Source organism: Streptococcus sp. NLAE-zl-C503, from assembly GCF_900104285.1.
Taxonomy (GTDB): Bacteria; Bacillota; Bacilli; order Lactobacillales; family Streptococcaceae; genus Streptococcus.
In genome coordinates this window covers 648,295-665,751 of record NZ_FNJT01000001.1, presented here as the reverse complement: position 1 = coordinate 665,751, position 17,457 = coordinate 648,295, and the positions used below count along the sequence as shown (strand labels likewise).

22 protein-coding genes and 2 pseudogenes are annotated in these 17,457 nt (G+C 38.9%); 17 read left to right on the top strand and 7 right to left on the bottom strand.

The genetic code is table 11. The features are described from left to right. Positions 1-530: 530 nt before the first annotated feature. From BLS46_RS03275 to BLS46_RS03260, 4 genes and pseudogenes are all read left to right on the top strand, one after another. The gene (locus tag BLS46_RS03275) at positions 531-1,139 is read left to right on the top strand and encodes a CadD family cadmium resistance transporter (protein WP_306806746.1); all 609 of its coding nucleotides are present in this window, start codon (positions 531-533) and stop codon (positions 1,137-1,139) included. Positions 1,140-1,156: 17 nt separating this feature from the next. Further along, on the top strand, positions 1,157-1,495 hold the full coding sequence (cadX, locus tag BLS46_RS03270) for a Cd(II)/Zn(II)-sensing metalloregulatory transcriptional regulator CadX (RefSeq protein WP_000711078.1): 339 nt from the start codon (positions 1,157-1,159) through the stop codon (positions 1,493-1,495). A gap of 50 nt (positions 1,496-1,545) precedes the next feature. Further along, positions 1,546-1,671 (top strand): annotated as a pseudogene (locus tag BLS46_RS10000) (XRE family transcriptional regulator); the annotation flags it as partial. A 228-nt stretch (positions 1,672-1,899) separates the two neighbouring features. After that, a complete protein-coding gene (locus BLS46_RS03260; protein WP_000711074.1) occupies positions 1,900-2,481 on the top strand; it encodes a TMEM175 family protein in 582 nt (193 codons plus the stop codon). A gap of 325 nt (positions 2,482-2,806) precedes the next feature. Here BLS46_RS03260 and BLS46_RS09995 read toward each other — a convergent pair. Next, positions 2,807-3,038: pseudogene (locus BLS46_RS09995) on the bottom strand (hypothetical protein). Positions 3,039-3,216: 178 nt separating this feature from the next. On the opposite strand from BLS46_RS09995, the gene rpsP reads away from it, so the two are divergent. The 7 genes from rpsP (at position 3,217) to BLS46_RS03220 (ending at position 6,619) form a co-directional block, all read left to right on the top strand. Then, a complete protein-coding gene (gene rpsP, locus BLS46_RS03250; protein WP_000268760.1) occupies positions 3,217-3,489 on the top strand; it encodes a 30S ribosomal protein S16 in 273 nt (90 codons plus the stop codon). 19 nt (positions 3,490-3,508) lie between these two features. Continuing rightward, on the top strand, positions 3,509-3,748 hold the full coding sequence (kphA, locus tag BLS46_RS03245; protein ID WP_000379617.1) for an RNA-binding protein KphA: 240 nt from the start codon (positions 3,509-3,511) through the stop codon (positions 3,746-3,748). A 43-nt stretch (positions 3,749-3,791) separates the two neighbouring features. Continuing rightward, positions 3,792-4,121 carry a MazG nucleotide pyrophosphohydrolase domain-containing protein gene (locus tag BLS46_RS03240; protein WP_093585648.1) on the top strand — a complete coding sequence of 110 codons (330 nt, stop codon included), beginning with the start codon at positions 3,792-3,794 and terminating at the stop codon, positions 4,119-4,121. Positions 4,122-4,222: 101 nt separating this feature from the next. Beyond that, the gene (locus tag BLS46_RS03235) at positions 4,223-5,005 is read left to right on the top strand and encodes an alpha/beta fold hydrolase (RefSeq protein ID WP_093585646.1); all 783 of its coding nucleotides are present in this window, start codon (positions 4,223-4,225) and stop codon (positions 5,003-5,005) included. 36 nt (positions 5,006-5,041) lie between these two features. Further along, positions 5,042-5,560, top strand: a complete 519-nt coding sequence (rimM, locus tag BLS46_RS03230; RefSeq protein ID WP_001105883.1) for a ribosome maturation factor RimM — start codon at positions 5,042-5,044, stop codon at positions 5,558-5,560. Then, positions 5,550-6,269 carry a tRNA (guanosine(37)-N1)-methyltransferase TrmD gene (trmD, locus tag BLS46_RS03225; RefSeq protein ID WP_093585826.1) on the top strand — a complete coding sequence of 240 codons (720 nt, stop codon included), beginning with the start codon at positions 5,550-5,552 and terminating at the stop codon, positions 6,267-6,269. Before rimM ends, trmD begins: the two co-directional genes overlap by 11 nt. 11 nt (positions 6,270-6,280) lie before the next feature. Further along, positions 6,281-6,619 carry an ATP cone domain-containing protein gene (locus tag BLS46_RS03220; protein ID WP_001196053.1) on the top strand — a complete coding sequence of 113 codons (339 nt, stop codon included), beginning with the start codon at positions 6,281-6,283 and terminating at the stop codon, positions 6,617-6,619. Positions 6,620-6,646: 27 nt separating this feature from the next. Here the strand turns inward: BLS46_RS03220 and BLS46_RS03215 are convergent, their stop codons facing one another. Next, positions 6,647-6,967 (bottom strand): hypothetical protein, encoded by a 321-nt coding sequence (locus BLS46_RS03215; protein ID WP_093585644.1) that lies wholly within the window; start codon positions 6,965-6,967, stop codon positions 6,647-6,649. A gap of 104 nt (positions 6,968-7,071) precedes the next feature. On the opposite strand from BLS46_RS03215, the gene BLS46_RS03210 reads away from it, so the two are divergent. Further along, entirely contained in the window at positions 7,072-7,290 is a 219-nt protein-coding gene (locus BLS46_RS03210) for a YdbC family protein (RefSeq protein ID WP_093585642.1), read from the top strand. Positions 7,291-7,327: 37 nt separating this feature from the next. On the opposite strand, the gene BLS46_RS03205 is transcribed toward BLS46_RS03210, so the two are convergent. Both BLS46_RS03205 and gor read right to left on the bottom strand, forming a co-directional pair. Next, positions 7,328-7,864 carry a biotin transporter BioY gene (locus BLS46_RS03205; RefSeq protein WP_093585640.1) on the bottom strand — a complete coding sequence of 179 codons (537 nt, stop codon included), beginning with the start codon at positions 7,862-7,864 and terminating at the stop codon, positions 7,328-7,330. Between the two features lie 143 nt (positions 7,865-8,007). Next, complete coding sequence (gene gor, locus BLS46_RS03200) at positions 8,008-9,354, bottom strand: glutathione-disulfide reductase (RefSeq protein ID WP_093585638.1); 1,347 nt, start codon at positions 9,352-9,354, stop codon at positions 8,008-8,010. Positions 9,355-9,621: 267 nt separating this feature from the next. On the opposite strand from gor, the gene BLS46_RS03195 reads away from it, so the two are divergent. The 4 genes from BLS46_RS03195 to metG all read left to right on the top strand — a co-directional run bounded on the left by BLS46_RS03195 (position 9,622) and on the right by metG (position 14,843). Continuing rightward, positions 9,622-10,776 (top strand): efflux RND transporter periplasmic adaptor subunit, encoded by a 1,155-nt coding sequence (locus BLS46_RS03195; protein WP_093585636.1) that lies wholly within the window; start codon positions 9,622-9,624, stop codon positions 10,774-10,776. Continuing rightward, positions 10,760-11,461, top strand: coding sequence for an ABC transporter ATP-binding protein (locus BLS46_RS03190; RefSeq protein WP_093585634.1), 702 nt, complete (start codon positions 10,760-10,762; stop codon positions 11,459-11,461). The genes BLS46_RS03195 and BLS46_RS03190 overlap by 17 nt, the downstream gene beginning before the upstream one ends. A gap of 1 nt (position 11,462) precedes the next feature. Then, complete coding sequence (locus BLS46_RS03185) at positions 11,463-12,722, top strand: ABC transporter permease (protein WP_093585632.1); 1,260 nt, start codon at positions 11,463-11,465, stop codon at positions 12,720-12,722. Positions 12,723-12,845: 123 nt separating this feature from the next. Beyond that, on the top strand, positions 12,846-14,843 hold the full coding sequence (gene metG, locus BLS46_RS03180) for a methionine--tRNA ligase (protein ID WP_093585630.1): 1,998 nt from the start codon (positions 12,846-12,848) through the stop codon (positions 14,841-14,843). 16 nt (positions 14,844-14,859) lie between these two features. On the opposite strand, the gene BLS46_RS03175 is transcribed toward metG, so the two are convergent. From BLS46_RS03175 to coaA, 3 genes are all read right to left on the bottom strand, one after another. Continuing rightward, a complete protein-coding gene (locus BLS46_RS03175) occupies positions 14,860-15,393 on the bottom strand; it encodes a DNA topology modulation protein (RefSeq protein WP_093585628.1) in 534 nt (177 codons plus the stop codon). 52 nt (positions 15,394-15,445) lie between these two features. Beyond that, entirely contained in the window at positions 15,446-15,682 is a 237-nt protein-coding gene (gene rpsT / locus BLS46_RS03170; protein WP_001274000.1) for a 30S ribosomal protein S20, read from the bottom strand. A gap of 67 nt (positions 15,683-15,749) precedes the next feature. Beyond that, positions 15,750-16,670, bottom strand: a complete 921-nt coding sequence (coaA, locus tag BLS46_RS03165; RefSeq protein WP_093585626.1) for a type I pantothenate kinase — start codon at positions 16,668-16,670, stop codon at positions 15,750-15,752. A gap of 202 nt (positions 16,671-16,872) precedes the next feature. On the opposite strand from coaA, the gene BLS46_RS03160 reads away from it, so the two are divergent. Beyond that, the gene (locus tag BLS46_RS03160; RefSeq protein ID WP_093585624.1) at positions 16,873-17,277 is read left to right on the top strand and encodes a hypothetical protein; all 405 of its coding nucleotides are present in this window, start codon (positions 16,873-16,875) and stop codon (positions 17,275-17,277) included. Positions 17,278-17,457: the final 180 nt, after the last annotated feature.

The following is a 17,457-nucleotide window of genomic DNA, read 5'->3' as shown; positions in this document are numbered from 1 at the left end:
AATATATCACACTTAAAATTATGTTATAAATATATCACACTTAAAATTATGTTATAAATATATCACACTTAAATTTATAAAGCAAGAATTTATGTGTCAATGTGGCAATTATTTGAAAAAATTTTTTAATTAAAGACCTCGCTAGTCAAACAACTAAAGAATTCTTTGAAGCAATGCATCGTATTTGGTTTGATAGTTTCGTTAATAATATTTGATGATAAAGAATTTTTGGAAAATCTAGACACTGTATGAATCTCTACTTTTTTTCTTAGGCTTTTATAAAGTCTGTCAGAATAGGCTTTGTAGGTGTAGAAGTTAATTTTTACAGAAGTGAAGTAAGCATTCAATACGAATCAATACATAAGAAAAACTCTGATTTCAAGCGTTTTTTCTTTTTTCAATTTTAATACATTTCACTATATTTCAGTCCAATCTCTACCTTCTTATCTATACTTTGATGGAGCTGAAGTTGACATCTACAAAGTTTAATGTTAAAATTCATTCAAAAATATATTTGAATGAGGTGTTTTATGATTCAAAATGTTGTTACTTCAATAATCCTGTATTCTGGGACAGCCGTAGACTTACTTATTATCCTAATGTTATTTTTTGCCAAAAGAAAAAGCAGAAAAGACATCATTAACATCTATTTAGGACAATTTCTAGGCTCTGTTAGTCTAATATTGCTAAGTTTACTTTTTGCATTTGTCTTAAATTATATTCCTAGTAAAGAGATTTTAGGTTTGCTCGGTTTGATTCCAATTTTCCTAGGGCTCAAAGTTTTGCTTTTAGGAGATTCTGATGGAGAAGCTATTGCAAAAGATGGTTTGCGAAAAGACAATAAAAACCTGATTTTTCTAGTCGCTATGATCACTTTTGCAAGTTGTGGCGCTGACAATATTGGTGTCTTTGTCCCATATTTTACCACCTTAAATTTAGCGAATTTGATAGTGACTTTACTTACTTTTCTAGTCCTGATTTATCTCTTGGTTTTTTCTGCCCAAAAATTAGCACAAGTCCCTTCTGTTGGAGAAACTTTGGAAAAATATAGCAGATGGTTTATTGCCGTTGTCTATTTAGGATTGGGGGTGTATATCCTGATTGAAAACAACAGCTTTGACATGCTATGGGCTGTGTAAGGCTAGGAGAATAAATTATGAAAAAAGATAGTATCTGTCAAGTGGATGTTATAAATCAACAAAATGTTACAACCGCAACGAACTACCTTGAAAAGGAAAAAGTCCAAAAATCACTTCGCATTTTATCAAAATTTACCGATAATAAACAGATAAATATCATCTTTTATCTCCTTGCCGTCGAAGAACTCTGTGTCTGCGATATAGCCTGTTTATTAAATCTCAGTATGGCATCTGCCTCCCACCATCTTCGTAAACTAGCCAATCAAAACATCTTGGACACTAGAAGAGAGGGGAAAATTATATATTATTTTATAAAAGATGAGGAAATCAGAGATTTTTTTAATCAACTAGGATAACAACTATTTTTACTACTTTCTACTTTTCCATGATTATAGGGGGATTATATATGAAATTTTTTGAAGAAAATTATTCACAAGAAATACCTACTCGTATCAAAAATTTAAGAAAAAAATACAATATTACACAAAGCGAACTAGGCAATGCAGCTCAAGTTAGCCAAGTTGAAAAGGGAGGAATTTGAAAGAAAATGTATCTTTGATAGTAGTCATTTATTGTGAAATATGATATATTTATTAATTAGATGGATGAATATTTCTAAAGTTAAATAAAATATGACAGATACATGTTTTTTAGTGTATCTTGTTTGTACTCAAAGTATGAAATGAATATCTAATATTTAAGATTAATAAATATTATACGATGAGATAGAATGCTACAAAATGAAAGGTGATGTAATCTGATGAAGAAAGATAGATTAATTGCATTGACAGATGCGGTTCTAGCAATTATAATGACTATCCTAATCTTAGAATTAGAAAAACCAACGACACCAAGTCTTCAAGCTTTTTGGGATTTACGGCAAAATTTCTTTGCTTATTTTCTTTCCTTTTTCTGGTTAGGATCGTTATGGATGGCACTAAACACACTATGGGAAAAGGTTGAGAAAATTTCCCCACAAATTGTTTGGTGGAATTTGTTTCTTTTATTTTTTGTTTCATTTATGCCCTATGCTACTGGAATCGTTAGTAGTCATTTCATGAACCATACGGCACAGCTCTTTTATGGACTGATCGTTATTGTTTCAACGGTAGCAAACTGGTTTTTACATAAAGTAATTGATAAACCCAATATAGATCAGAAAGAATTACTTGAAGCTACCGCACAATATAGAAAGTTATTGATACCTGACCTAATAATTAAAGGAGTGGGATTGATTCTATCCTTAATTCTCTATCCTCCGATTATGATGTATAGTGTTTTAATTGCGGCATTTTACATCATAACTTTAAAAACACTATCTGAAAAAAGAGTGAATAACTAAAAAACGGTGACCAAAGTTAGGTGTATTATTTTAATGATTACAGACCTAAACTATTCCCCTATTTAGAATCTATTAATTCATATTTTATAAATTAATTAGTAGATATCGTTCTTAAAATCCTTGATATTTCGCTGTTTTTAGTCCAACTGAAACGCATACTTTCCAAACCAGGTCTTAAGAAAGCTCGTAAAGCTAGCCAGTTCTCTAAATGTTAAGAACTATCTACAATACAGCATTTACAACACCTCATGGTTCACAACATTTAATTGAAAGTTATTTAAATTAGATGAAAAATTTTTTCTGAAAAAGTGGGAAAACATTGATTTTAAGCGAATTTTGAATCATATTCGAATGGGAGTTTTAAAAACCAGCTTTCGGTGGTAAAAGTACCAAAGTTGATTCTCCAGAGGAGGATAATATCACCTGCCAGAAGATTGTCTTTTATTTCATTTTGGGACAGACTTGGGATTTAGTAGCCAAGCATCCAAATCACGTTCAGGAGAAATGAAGGGTTTGACTTGATAATCCTTATATAATTTTTCTAAAATAGTATTCATAAATGATTTCTTTCTAATTTTTTCTTTCAGATTATAACCAATTTCTAGTAGTAAAAAAAAATTAAAACTCTGTCAAGTTTTTTTCTTGACACCTGTCAAAAATCTGCTATAATAGAACATGTGCTAAATAGCTCAGCTATTTCACCGAAATAAAAAATAAGAAAAGAGACATTAAAAAATGGCAGTTAAAATCCGTTTGACTCGTATGGGTTCTAAGAAAAAACCTTTCTACCGTATCAACGTAGCAGATTCACGTTCACCACGTGACGGACGTTTCATCGAAACAGTTGGAACTTACAACCCACTTGTTGCTGAAAACCAAGTAACTTTGAAAGAAGACCGCGTTCTTGCATGGTTGGCTGATGGAGCTCAACCTTCAGATACAGTTCGCAACATCCTTTCAAAAGAAGGTGTATTGAAAAAATTCCACGATTCTAAATTCTCAAAATAAGTTTAAAGTAGGTTGACAGATGGATACGATTGAAAATCTCATTATTGCGATTGTGAAACCCTTGATTTCACAACCAGATGCCTTAACTATCAAGATTGAAGATACACCAGAATTTTTGGAGTATCACTTGGATCTTGACCAGAGCGATGTCGGTCGTGTTATCGGTCGTAAGGGTCGCACTATCTCAGCGATAAGAACGATTGTCTACTCTGTCCCAACTGAAGACAAAAAAGTAAGAATCGTTATCGATGAAAAATAAAAAAAGCGAGACAGATGTCTCGCTTTTTTGTGAGGAGAAGAAGATGAAGGATTTAGCGTTTAGACAATTACAAGCTTACTTACTCGAACATTACCAGCAATCTCGAACTGAGGAAGGCCTCTTTATCAAGCTAGTGGAGGAAGTCGGAGAAGTAGCCGAGGTATTGAATGGGCGCTCCGGTCGAAAAAAGGGCGTTCAGGACTCAAACGAGGAACTAGCCAAAGAACTGGCTGATATCATTCATTACACCGTCGCAATTGCAGCTATCAACGATATTGACCTAACCAAAACCATCTTTGAGAAAGATAAGAAGGCTGCCATTAAGTATCAGCATGAACGAGATTTAGAAAAGTTTTTAGACGCTCAAAGCTAATTGCAGTCACTGTTCTTCAACTTGTGAAAATCCTTGGAACGTGATAAAATAAAGGATAAGGATTTTTAATAATTCATTATATAGAACGAGTGGATTTCTTTATGAAGAGGTTTGAAGTATCTACAGAAATTGGTAGTCTCTCTGTTACTTATCAAAAGCAAAAGAAAGTGCTAGTTTGTCTAAACGGAGCAGGTTTGATACCAAGTTATGAAAATTTTTCACTTATACTTGAAAAACTTCCTCCTACAATTGGTTATTTGACAATTGATTTTCCGAACACAGGTAGGAGTCCGATTCATGACCAAGCTGGAAAAAATCTAGATAATCTTGCAGATGCGGTTTATGAAGTACTTGAAGAATTAGGGATTTCTGAATATATACTTTGTGTACATAGTTTGAGTGGAATTTTAGCTTGTAAATTGCTCAACAAACCAATTAAGTGTCAGGCTTTAGTAGCAATGGAACCGACAACTAAAAAAGTCATGTTTGCTGATTTTTCAGAAAATCCTTATCCAGAAATGGAAGAGCAGATGAGGCTGATTGACGAGTATGGTCCTGAACTTTATTTTAAGAACTTAACTCAAGCAACATTTAGCCCTGAAATTAATGAAGAAATCTGGGAAATAATGCAAGAAAAAGGTTCAGAGTTGGAAAATCAAGATACAGGATTTCAGATATCTGGAGATATTACTGAGGAAGATTTTGAGAATGTATCAATAGCAGATTGTACCCCTGTATTTATTTTTTGTCAAGCTTATAGAGAAAAAGAGTACAGAGAATCAGAATATTGGACTTCCAATACTAAACTCATTTTAGGAGGGAATCACCATTATTTACAATGGTCAGAATCAGAAAAAATTGCGGCTATTATCCGAAAATTGTAAGAGTATAATGGATAGAATGGGAGTACAGGAGACAAGATGAACTACTTTAATGTTGGGAAAATCGTCAATACGCAGGGGCTACAGGGTGAGATGAGAGTCTTGTCTGTGACGGATTTTGCTGAAGAGCGGTTTAAAAAAGGGGCAGAACTGGCTTTATTTGATGAAAAAGATCAGTTTGTTCAAACAGTGACTATCGCTAGCCACCGTAAGCATAAGAATTTTGACATTATCAAATTCAAAGACATGTACCATATCAATGCAATTGAAAAGTACAAGGGCTACAGTCTCAAGGTCGCTGAGGAAGATTTGAACGACTTGGACGATGGTGAATTCTACTATCATGAGATTATTGGTTTGGAAGTTTACGAGGGAGACAACTTGATTGGAACTATCAAGGAGATTCTACAACCAGGTGCCAATGATGTCTGGGTGGTCAAGAGAAAAGGAAAACGCGACCTACTCTTGCCTTACATTCCGCCAGTAGTTCTCAATGTTGATATTCCAAACAAGCGGGTCCAAGTGGAAATCTTAGAAGGACTAGATGATGAAGATTGATATTTTAACCCTCTTTCCTGAGATGTTTTCTCCGCTGGAGCACTCGATTGTTGGAAAAGCTCGAGAAAAAGGGCTCTTGGATATCCAGTATCATAATTTTCGAGAATATGCTGAAAAGGCCCGTCATGTTGACGATGAGCCCTACGGAGGTGGTCAAGGAATGTTGCTCCGTGCCCAACCTATTTTCGATGCCTTTGATGCCATTAAAAAGAAAAATCCCCGCGTCATTCTTCTCGATCCTGCTGGGAAACAGTTCGATCAAGCCTACGCTGAAGATTTGGCTCAAGAAGAGGAACTGATTTTTATCTGCGGTCACTACGAAGGATATGACGAGCGCATCAAGACCTTGGTAACTGATGAGATTTCCCTAGGAGATTATGTCCTGACTGGTGGTGAGTTGGCTGCCATGACCATGATTGATGCTACGGTTCGCTTGATTCCAGAAGTGATTGGCAAGGAGTCTAGTCATCAAGACGATAGTTTTTCTTCAGGACTCCTCGAATATCCCCAATACACACGTCCTTATAACTATCGAGGAATGGTGGTTCCAGATGTGCTCATGAGTGGTCATCATGAAAAGATTCGCCAGTGGCGGCTTTATGAAAGTCTAAAGAAAACCTATGAGCGCAGACCTGACCTGCTAGAAAACTATCAACTAACAGCCGAAGAAGAAAAGATGCTGGCTGAAATCAAAGAAAACAAAGAATAAAGGAGAACCTTATGCAAGTAATCAAACGTAACGGAGAAGTTGCAGACTTTGATCCAGATAAAATCTACCAAGCTGTCCTAAAAGCAGCTCAGACGGTTTATGTTTTAACAGATGACCTACGTCAAAACCTAGCTCAAGTTACTAAAAAGGTAGTCTTGGACTTGGAAGAAGCAAAAGTGGAACGTGCGACCATCAGTATGATCCAATCAATGGTTGAAAATCGTTTGTTGGGGGCAGGATATATCACAATAGCCGAACACTACATTTCTTATCGCTTGCAACGTGATTTGGAGAGAAGTGGTTACGGTGACCATATCGCAGTCCACCTGCATTTTGAACAAATCCGTTAAGAAAAAGAGTGGGATGCAATGAACATCTCACTCTTTCTTAAATCTATTTTTTTGAGCTCTCTGGACAGTGGATGGGACAAAACGTAGCCTTTTGATGTCAGCGATTCGGATGATACGAGTTACATTTTTTGTAAAATTTTTGACAACAATCTGTTGACGGCTGGTATCGTATTTGACAATATCACCTGTAAAACTTGTCTCAGCAAGTATGACATGAACAGCCGTTTTTTTCTGGATGGCTTGTTCAATTGTGCTAATAAGGGAGTCGTTTTCAGAATAATCTTGTTCATTATGTCCACTGAGAAAGTCTTGTATCTTATCTAAGACTTGCTTGAATGTGTACGTCATAGGTGTCTCCCTTCTTATATATCCACATTATATAAAATTTTCCTAAAAACTACAAGATTTTTACGAATAGACTAGAGAAAGCATATCACAAAAAGGAGTTAAAAATGGCAGAATTTACATTTGAAATCGAAGAACACTTACTGATCTTGTCTGAAAATGAAAAAGGATGGACAAAAGAACTAAATCGAGTCAGCTTTAATGGCGCTCCAGCAAAGTTTGATATTCGAACTTGGAGCCCTGATCATACCAAAATGGGAAAAGGAATCACTCTTACAAACGAAGAATTTCAAGTAATGGTGGATGCTTTTAAAGGAAATCAATAAAAGGATATTGAGTTTTTGACTCAGTATCCTTTTTGGGTTAAATTGAGAAGTATGCTTGTCCCCTAAGTCGTTGTAATAGTAGACGACCAATGAAACTAATGGCAATGATCTTACCAAGATCAGGGAGGATAAAAGGAAGGACACCAACTGTTAGTGCCTTATCGAATGGCATACCAGCAAGGAAGTGGAGGCTGAGAATACCTCCGACAAAGACGAGGGAATCGCCCAAGAGGTTGGCTAGGAAAATGCGGATATGGCCACTATTTTGATGGATGAGATAAGATGTAAGTCCTGCATAGACAAGGTCGAACCAGAGATAGCCTGCGCTTGGACCAACTAAAACGTGAAATCCAGCTCCTCCCCCTGCAAAGACAGGTAGACCAATGGCACCCAGCAGGAGATAGAGAGCAACAGATAGGACGGCTTCCCTTGGTCTAAAAACAGTTGCAATCAGACCGATCGCAAAGTTTTGTAGAGTGAAGGGGACAGGACCGATAGGGAGACTGATTTGAGCCAATACGGCGATGAGAGCAGCACCGATAGCAGGGATAGCATAGATATGAGCTTTTTTCAAAACTGTTAACCTCTTTTCAAAATTATAGTAACTATTATACTAATTTAGGAAGAAAAGTCAACCTGTTTTTTAAATCAAGGTAACAATTTTGTGGCAGCCGATTTTGCAAGTAAAAAGAGACTCTTTAAAGTCTCTTTCAACAATTAGCGCATGGTCACAAATTCTTCTGAAGCGGTTGGGTGGATAGCTACTGTAGCATCAAAGTCTGCCTTGGTTGCTCCCATCTTGATGGCAACAGCAAATCCTTGAATCATCTCATCCACCCCGTAACCAAGTCCGTGAAGGCCAACAACTTTTTCGTCAGCACCGGCGGTGATGAGTTTGAAGCGAGATTCTTGACGATGGTTTGTAACGGCAGAGTACATAGATGCAAAGCTTGACTTGTAGACTTTAATGTGCTCTTGGCCGTATTCTTTGATAGCTTCTTCTTCGGTCAACCCCACGGTTCCGATTGCTGGGTGGGAGAAGACAACAGTAGGGATAGTTGTGTAGTCCATCTTAGCACGTGTTTTCCCATTAAAGAGACGTTCAGATAGGGTACGTCCAGCCTTGATGGCTACTGGAGTTAGTTCCTTCTCACCCGTAACGTCTCCAAGGGCATAGATACCATCTACAACAGTATTTTGATACTCATCCACTTGGATAAATCCACGTTCGTTGAGTGTAACTCCAGCCTTTTCTAACTCTAAGCCGTCTACATTTGGACGGCGGCCGATAGCCCAGATAACTTGGCTTGCAGTGTGACTGGAACCGTCTTCGAAATGAATGGTAATACCTTGCTCAGTTTCTTCGAGTCTAACCGGTACCTTATGGGTGTGCAAAGGAAGACCTGTTTTTTCCATTTCATTGACAAGACCTTCCACGATGTAGCTGTCAAAACCACGCAAAGGACGATCGCGACGGACGAACAAATCAGTTTTTACTCCGAGTGCGTGGAGAACACCTGCTAACTCAACGGCGATATAGCCAGCGCCAAGAATCGCAACAGATTCAGGAAGTTGTTCCCAAGCAAAGACATCGTCTGAGCTGCCACCGAGTTCAGCTCCAGGAATAGTTGGGATGCTTGGATGAGCTCCAGTCGCAATCACGATATGTTTGGCACGAATCAATTCACCATTAACGCTGACGGTGTGGGAATCAACAAAATGAGCACGACCCTCAATCAAATCAACCCCGTTGCGCTTGAAACTTCCATCATAAGACGAGCGGGCACGATCGATGTAGGCTTCACGATTTTGACGAAGTTTTGCGAAATCAAATTGCACATCTGAACTTGTAAAACCATAATCAGCTCCGTAGTGGTGGAAGCTTTCAGCGATTTGGGCTCCATACCACATAATTTTCTTAGGAACACAGCCAACGTTGACACAAGTTCCACCTAATTTTTTCTCCTCGATAACAGCTGCTTTAGCACCGTGTTCGCCAGCGCGGTTCATGGTAGCAATGCCGCCGCTCCCTCCACCGATGGCGATGATATCATATTCTCTCATAGAAAACTCCTTATAGATTTGATAGTCATATTCTATCGTTTTTATTTTTTGAATGCAAAAATCTGCTACGCCCTAAAGAAATAGCAGAAATCACTTGCTAAATATAGAAATAAGGTGTATGATGTTACTAGTACAATTCTGCATAAATTAAATGAAAATAAGGCTCATTTCCTGAATTGTTCTCTTTTCTCTCTGAACAATCATTGTTTAGAGTAGGTAAATTTGCTATAATAGTCTTTGTATTGAAAATAAAATAGGAGTTTTGTGATGAAGGGGAATAAGAAAAATAAAAAATGGCAACTATACACAGCTATTGGTGCTGCAAGTATTATTATAATCAGTGCAGTGGGTATTTTGCTATTTAGACAGCCCTCTCAGGCTGCCGGTAAGGATGACACATCGCATCTCGTAGTCGCAAAGGAAGGAACAGTTGCCTCCTCTGTTCTTTTATCTGGTACCGTCACCGCAAAAAATGAACAATATGTATATTTGGATGCAAGTAAGGGTGAGGTAGATGAAATCTTGGTTTCTGTTGGAGATAAGGTTGACAAAGGACAAGCGCTCGTAAAATACAACAGCACAGAAGCGCAATCTGCTTATGATACAGCTAACCGTGCCATAGCCAAGGCTGATCGTCGTATCAATGACTTGAAGGAATCGCGAAACAACACTCTAGCTGATTCGGAAGGATATGATGATGGAGCGCAGGGTTCTTCAGTCTCTTCCATAGATTCTCAGATTAGTGATGCTCGTGATAGTCGTGCTGATGCAGAGGCACAACTTAAAAAGGCGCAGGCTCAATTGGACGCAACAAAGGTTTTGAGTACGCTAGAAGGTACAGTTGTAGAAGTTAATCACAATGTATCGAAGTCTACAACTACTGCAAATCAAGTGATGGTTCATGTAGTAAGTAACGACAATCTACAAGTCAAGGGAGAACTTTCTGAGTACAATCTTGCCAATCTTTCTGTTGACCAAGAAGTGACCTTCTCTTCTAAAGTTTACCAAGATAAAACTTGGACAGGGAAGATCAGCTATATTTCAGCTTACCCTAAAAATAGTGGAGAAGGAACGAATGCTATAACTGGGGGGAATACTGGTTCTAAATATCCCTATACCATTGAAGTGACGAGTGAGATTGGTGATTTAAAACCAGGTTTTACCGTTAGTGTTGAGGTTAAAAGTGACAAGAAATCAATCCTCGTACCCTTAACCAGTGTCATTACTGAAGACGGGAAAAACTACGTTTGGGTTGTTGACGAAGAGAATAAGGCTAAGAAGGTTGAAGTTAGCTTAGGAAATGCTGACGCAGAAAACCAAGAGATCACATCTGGTTTGACAGACGGAACCAAAGTCATCAGTAATCCAACGACTTCCTTGGAAGAAGGAAAAGAGGTGAAGGCTGATGAAACAACTAATTAGTCTAAAAAACATCTGCCGGAGCTATCGAAATGGTGAACAGGAACTGCAGGTCTTGAAAAATATTAATTTAGAGATTGGCGAAGGGGAATTTGTTGCCATTATGGGACCATCTGGTTCGGGTAAATCTACTCTGATGAATACCATCGGAATGCTGGACACCCCAACTAGCGGCGAATATTATCTAGAAGGCCAAGAAGTGGCCCGTCTAGGTGAAAAGCAGTTGGCACAGGTACGTAACCAACAAATTGGTTTTGTCTTTCAACAGTTCTTTCTTTTGTCAAAGATGGATGCTGTTCAAAATGTTGAGTTACCCTTGATTTATGCAGGAGTTCCAGCTGCCCAACGTCGCAAGATGGCAGAGGAATATCTGAGTAAAGTAGAGTTGACTGATCGTATTCATCACCTTCCTTCGGAGTTGTCTGGCGGTCAAAAACAACGGGTGGCCATTGCGCGTGCTCTTGTTAATGATCCCTCGATCATCCTAGCTGATGAACCGACAGGTGCCTTGGATACGAAAACAGGAAGTCAAATCATGGAACTCTTGGTTGAGTTAAATGAAGAAGGCAAGACTATTATTATGGTAACGCACGAGCCCGAAATTGCAGCCTATGCAAAACGCCAGATTGTAATCCGTGATGGAGTTATTTCGTCTGATAGCGCTCGGTTGGAAGGAAAGGAGAACTAAGATGCAAAATCTGAAATTTGCCTTTTCATCTATTATGGCACACAAGATGCGCTCCTTTTTGACAATGATTGGCATTATCATCGGAGTCTCTTCAGTAGTTGTCATCATGGCTTTAGGGGACTCTATGTCTCGTCAGGTCAATAAAAATATGACAAAATCTCAGAAAAATATTCAGGTATTTTTCTCACCAATTAAAAGTAAGGACGGTTCCTTTACACAAAAGCAATCTGCACTGACACTATCTGGTAAAGAAGAAGATGTTCACGTAGAACCACCTAAAACACAGGAATCGTGGGTTAAGGAAACTGCCAAACTAAAAGGTGTAGATGGCTATTATGTGACTAATAGTACAAATGTTACTTTGACCTATAAGGATAAAAAGGTAGAGAGAGCAAGTCTGACAGGTGGAAATGTGACTTATATGTCTGCTGTAGAAAATAAAATTATTGCAGGTAGGGATCTGAGAGAACAAGATTACCGAGATTTTGCAAGTGTGATTTTGCTAGATGAAGAACTCGCTAAAAGTCTTTTTGACTCGCCTCAGGCAGCACTCAATCAAATTATTTCAGCCAATGGATATAGCTACCGCGTGATTGGTGTTTACTCTAGTCCTGCTGTTAAAAGTGCTAAGATGTTTGGTGTAGGTGGTTTACCGATTACAACCAATGCTTCTGTAGCAGCTAATTTTAATGTAGAGGAAATTTCTAATATTGTCTTTCGTGTGAATGATACGAGTCTAACTCCGACTTTGGGGCCAGAACTCGCACGTAAGATGACAGAAATTGCAGGAGTACAGCAGGGAGAATATCAGGTTGTAGACGAAACTGCCGCTTTTGCAGAGGTTCAGCAAATCTTTGGTTTTATGACCGCTATTATCAGTGCTATCGCAGGAATCTCTCTCTTTGTGGGAGGGACTGGAGTTATGAATATCATGCTGGTTTCTGTAACGGAGCGTACTCGAGAGATTGGTCTTCGTAAAGCATTGGGAGCTACACGGGCTAATATCTTGGTACAGTTTTTGATTGAGTCCATGATATTGACCTTGTTAGGTGGAGTCATCGGCCTAGTAAGTGCAGCGGGCTTGACCACGCTAGCAGGCGCTTTGTTAAAAAATATGATGGAAGGAATAGAAATTGGTGTCTCGCTACCAATTGCTCTCTTTAGCTTGGCTGTTTCGGCCAGCGTTGGTATGATCTTTGGGGTCTTACCAGCCAATAAAGCGTCTAAGCTTGATCCAATTGAAGCCCTTCGCTATGAATAAGATAGACAAGATGGACATTTGTCTATCTTGTTTTTGTATAGATTTCCCTATCGAAAATCACCGAAAATATGATATAATGAAGTGTTAGAAAAACAGGTTTCATTTGCCTGGAAAGGAAAAAATATGTCTGAAAAGAATTTTTATATTACAACACCGATTTACTATCCATCTGGTAAACTTCATATCGGTTCAGCCTACACAACCATCGCCTGTGATGTCCTAGCTCGCTACAAACGCCTCATGGGCTACGATGTCTTTTATTTGACAGGTCTTGACGAGCATGGTCAAAAGATCCAACAGAAAGCGGAAGAAGCTGGCATCACACCACAAGCTTATGTTGATGGCATGGCGGTTGGAGTCAAAGAACTCTGGCAATTACTAGATATCTCATACGATAAATTCATCCGTACGACTGATGATTACCATGAAAAAGTTGTAGCCGACGTTTTTGAACGTCTTTTAGCCCAAGACGACATCTACTTGGGTGAATATTCTGGTTGGTACTCTGTATCTGATGAAGAATTCTTTACAGAAAGCCAGCTTGCAGAAGTTTTCCGTGACGAAGCTGGAAATGTAACTGGCGGTATCGCTCCATCAGGTCACGAAGTGGAGTGGGTTTCTGAAGAGTCATATTTCCTTCGCCTCAGCAAATATCAAGACCGTTTGGTTGAATTTTTCAAATCTCACCCTGACTTCATCACTCCAGATGGCCGTCTTAACGAAATGCTTCGTAACTTCATCGAGCCAGGCTTGGAAGATTTGGCAGTTTCTCGTACAACCTTTACATGGGGAGTGCCAGTGCCGTCCAATCCTAAACACGTTGTCTACGTTTGGATTGATGCCCTTCTCAACTATGCGACAGCTCTTGGTTATGGTCAAGATGAGCACGGTAACTTTGATAAGTTTTGGAATGGAACAGTGTTCCACATGGTTGGAAAAGATATTCTTCGTTTCCACTCCATCTACTGGCCAATCCTTCTTATGATGTTGGATATGAAGTTGCCTGACCGCTTGATTGCTCACGGTTGGTTTGTCATGAAAGACGGCAAGATGTCTAAGTCTAAAGGAAACGTTGTTTACCCTGAAATGTTGGTAGAGCGTTATGGACTGGATCCACTTCGTTACTACCTCATGCGTAGCCTTCCGGTTGGTTCAGACGGAACCTTCACTCCTGAAGACTATGTAGGCCGTATCAACTATGAATTGGCCAATGACCTAGGAAACCTCCTCAACCGTACGGTTTCCATGATCAACAAGTACTTTGATGGGCAAATCCCTGCCTATGTAGAAGGTGTAACAGAGTTTGACCATGCTCTTGCTGAGGTTGCAGAACAATCAATCGCAGACTACCATACACACATGGAAGCAGTTGACTATCCACGTGCTCTTGAAGCAGTCTGGACGCTTATCTCTCGCACCAATAAATACATCGATGAGACAGCTCCATGGGTCTTGGCTAAGGATGAGGCTCTTCGCGACCAATTAGCAAGTGTTATGAGCCACTTGGCAGCTAGCCTCCGCGTCGTAGCTCACTTGATTGAACCATTTATGATGGAAACAAGTCGTGCAGTCTTGACTCAGCTTGGTCTAGCAGAAGTTTCTAGTCTTGAGAACTTGAGTTTGGCTGACTTCCCGGCAGGTGTGACTGTAGTTGTCAAAGGAACACCTATCTTCCCACGTCTCGATATGGAAGAAGAAATTGCCTATATCAAAGAACAAATGGAAGGCAACAAACCAGCCGTTGAAAAAGAATGGAATCCAGAGGAAGTTGAACTCCAGCTCAACAAGGATGAAATCAAGTTTGAAGACTTTGATAAGGTTGAAATCCGTGTTGCTGAAGTCAAAGAAGTTTCTAAAGTGGAAGGTTCTGACAAGTTGCTTCAATTCCGTCTGGATGCTGGTGATGGCGAAGACCGTCAAATCCTCTCAGGAATTGCTAAGTACTATCCAAACGAACAAGAATTGGTCGGCAAGAAGGTACAAATCGTTGCCAACCTTAAGCCACGTAAGATGATGAAAAAATATGTCAGCCAAGGAATGATCCTCTCAGCTGAATATGATGACAAATTAACCCTTCTCACAGTTGATCCATCCGTACCAAACGGAAGTGTGATTGGATAAAAGCAAAAAACCAACGTTATACACGTTGGTTTTTCTTGTTGTTTGCGAGATTTTCTAAGAAGTGGTCCATCTCCTTTTGTGACCTGAGGACAATTACTTTCTCTGGGTAGTTTTCTTGAACACGTTGATAACGTTCTTTAGCATTCTTTGTACGCCCATCCCAGAGAATCCATCGGATAAATTCCCAGTCAAAGCGTTCAGGGCAACCTGCAGCCATACTTTCTCTGACCTTGCCTCGGTATGTGAGATACCGTTTAAATGCTCGAAAGAGACAAGTCCATGGGGAAAAGTTGAGAAAGATGATTTGGTCAGCTTCCTGCATTCTTTCTTCGTAATAGCACCAAGAGTAGTTGCCATCGATGACCCAAGTTTCATGCTTTGTGAGAAAGTTTTTCATCTCGGTCAACATCCATTCGCGGTCACTATCTTGCCAACCAGGTTGAAATTGGAGTGTGTCCATATGCAGTTTAGGAATGGAGTAGTGGTTTGATAACTTCTCAGATAGAGTTGACTTACCAGCTCCAGAATATCCGATGATTGCTATTTTCATTTTCTACCTTTCTGTATTCAAGGACAAAAAAACAGCCTCTATGGACTGTTTCTTATTTAGCAAGTTTAGCTGAAAGACGAGCTTTATCGCGGCTTGCTTTGTTTTTATGAATCAAACCTTTAGTTTCTGCTTTGTCAATAGCTGAGCTAGCAGCACGGAAAAGTTCTTCAGAAGGGTTTGCTTCGAAAGCTTTGATAGCAGTACGCATAGCTGATTTTTGAGCTGAGTTTTTTTCGTTTTGTTTAACGTTCAATTCAGCGCGTTTGATAGCTGATTTAATGTTTGCCAATGTTCTTACCTCCATATTTACTAACTATACTATTATATCTGAAAACTTAGGTTTTGACAAGGGGAAATTATTTTTTTAGGTAAATTTCATCGATTTCATGGTTTTTAGCTTTGTGAAGAATAACCTCGGCGCGATTCCTTGTTGGTTCGATATAGTTTTGTAGATTTATTAGATTAATGCTGGTCCAGATCTGATGAGCGAAGGCTTCGACCTCTCCAATAGGCATTTGCGTAAAGCGGTGGTAGTAGCTGTCTGGATCGTTTTGGGCAAAGCTGAGAAGTTTCAAGAAACGATCCAGATACCAGCTTTCAATGTCTTCGACTGCTGCATCAACGTAGATGGAGAAATCAAAGAAATCAGTGATGTAAAGGCGCTCATTTTGAGGGTTTTGAAAGACATTAATTCCCTCGACAATGACAAAGTCAGCAGCTTTGACACGTTGCTTTTCCCTAGGAACGATGTCATACACTTCATGAGAATAGACAGGAATAGCGACATCTTGCCCATTCTTTAGGCAGTCAAGAAAATTCAACAAGGCTTCCATATCATAACTTTCAGGAAAACCTTTGCGATTTAAGATATCTTGGTCAATCAAGGTTTGATTGGGATAGAGAAAGCCATCCGTTGTCACTAGTTCTACAGTAGCATCTGGGAGAGTGCGTGATAAAAGAATCTGAAGTAAGCGACTAGTAGTCGATTTCCCCACAGCAACACTTCCAGAAACCCCAATGATAAAAGGTTGGGATTTGCTTTCACGTTGGAGGAAAATTCCTTTTGAAAATGCCAAATCATCCTTAGTGCGCTTGTAAATATGGATAAGATGGACAAGGGGAAGATAGACGTCCGTTACGTCCTGCAGACTAATCTGGTCATTGAAACTCTTGATGGAGTCCAGTTCTTCTTCCGTCAAGGGAGGAGTTGTTTTGCGATGCAATGATTGCCAAGTCTGGCGACTGATTTTCTCAAAATGTAAAAATTCGTTGGTCATTTGTTTTCCCCTAGATATTTTGTTTATCATACCATAAAAAGCTAAAAAAATAAAGCGGTTTCTTGATGGTAGTAAGTCAATATCGTATAATAGAGGTAGATGGAGGTTGAATAATTTAATGATGAGATAGGGAATTGTTTCTGAAGACTTATCAGTTATTAAAGGTGGGCTTTTTTAGTTTGCAACTTATAGGAGGCATACAATGAAAATCTTGAGATGTTACATATTGGAACTCTGTTTTATTTTAAGTTTTGCACTACCTTTTATAAGGGGAGCGAATGCGGATAATGGTAGACGCTTTGTAGAAACTTATTACGGTTTTACCTTCTTAATGGATCATCTTCTTGTAACAGTTATCTTTATCTGTTCACTCTTGATTGCTTGGTTAGTAAAAAAGCAGTGGACGAAATGGCTTGCTGCTGGTAGTTATCTATTTTTGATTTTGTGGATTGCTACAGAAGGTTATTTATTCCGTATGTCGCTAGAAGATTTGATACGACTTTGGACAAGTTTGGAAATCTTGACACAAACTTATCAGTTGGGTTTTTATCTAAACATCATATTGGGAATCCTGTTGATAATAAAGTGTTTTAAGGTTAAGAAATAGTAATAAAAATGCGCCTGATTACAGACGATCTGTTTTTTCCTGACTATGATAATTTGTAGTTCCCGATCGATTGTAATGTATTTCTAATAATTGAAAGAGATTGAAGAAAAGGTTTTTTGACTAGGATTCTTCAGTCTTTTTCATTTTATCATCACTTTGTAAACGATTTACAATTCAAGC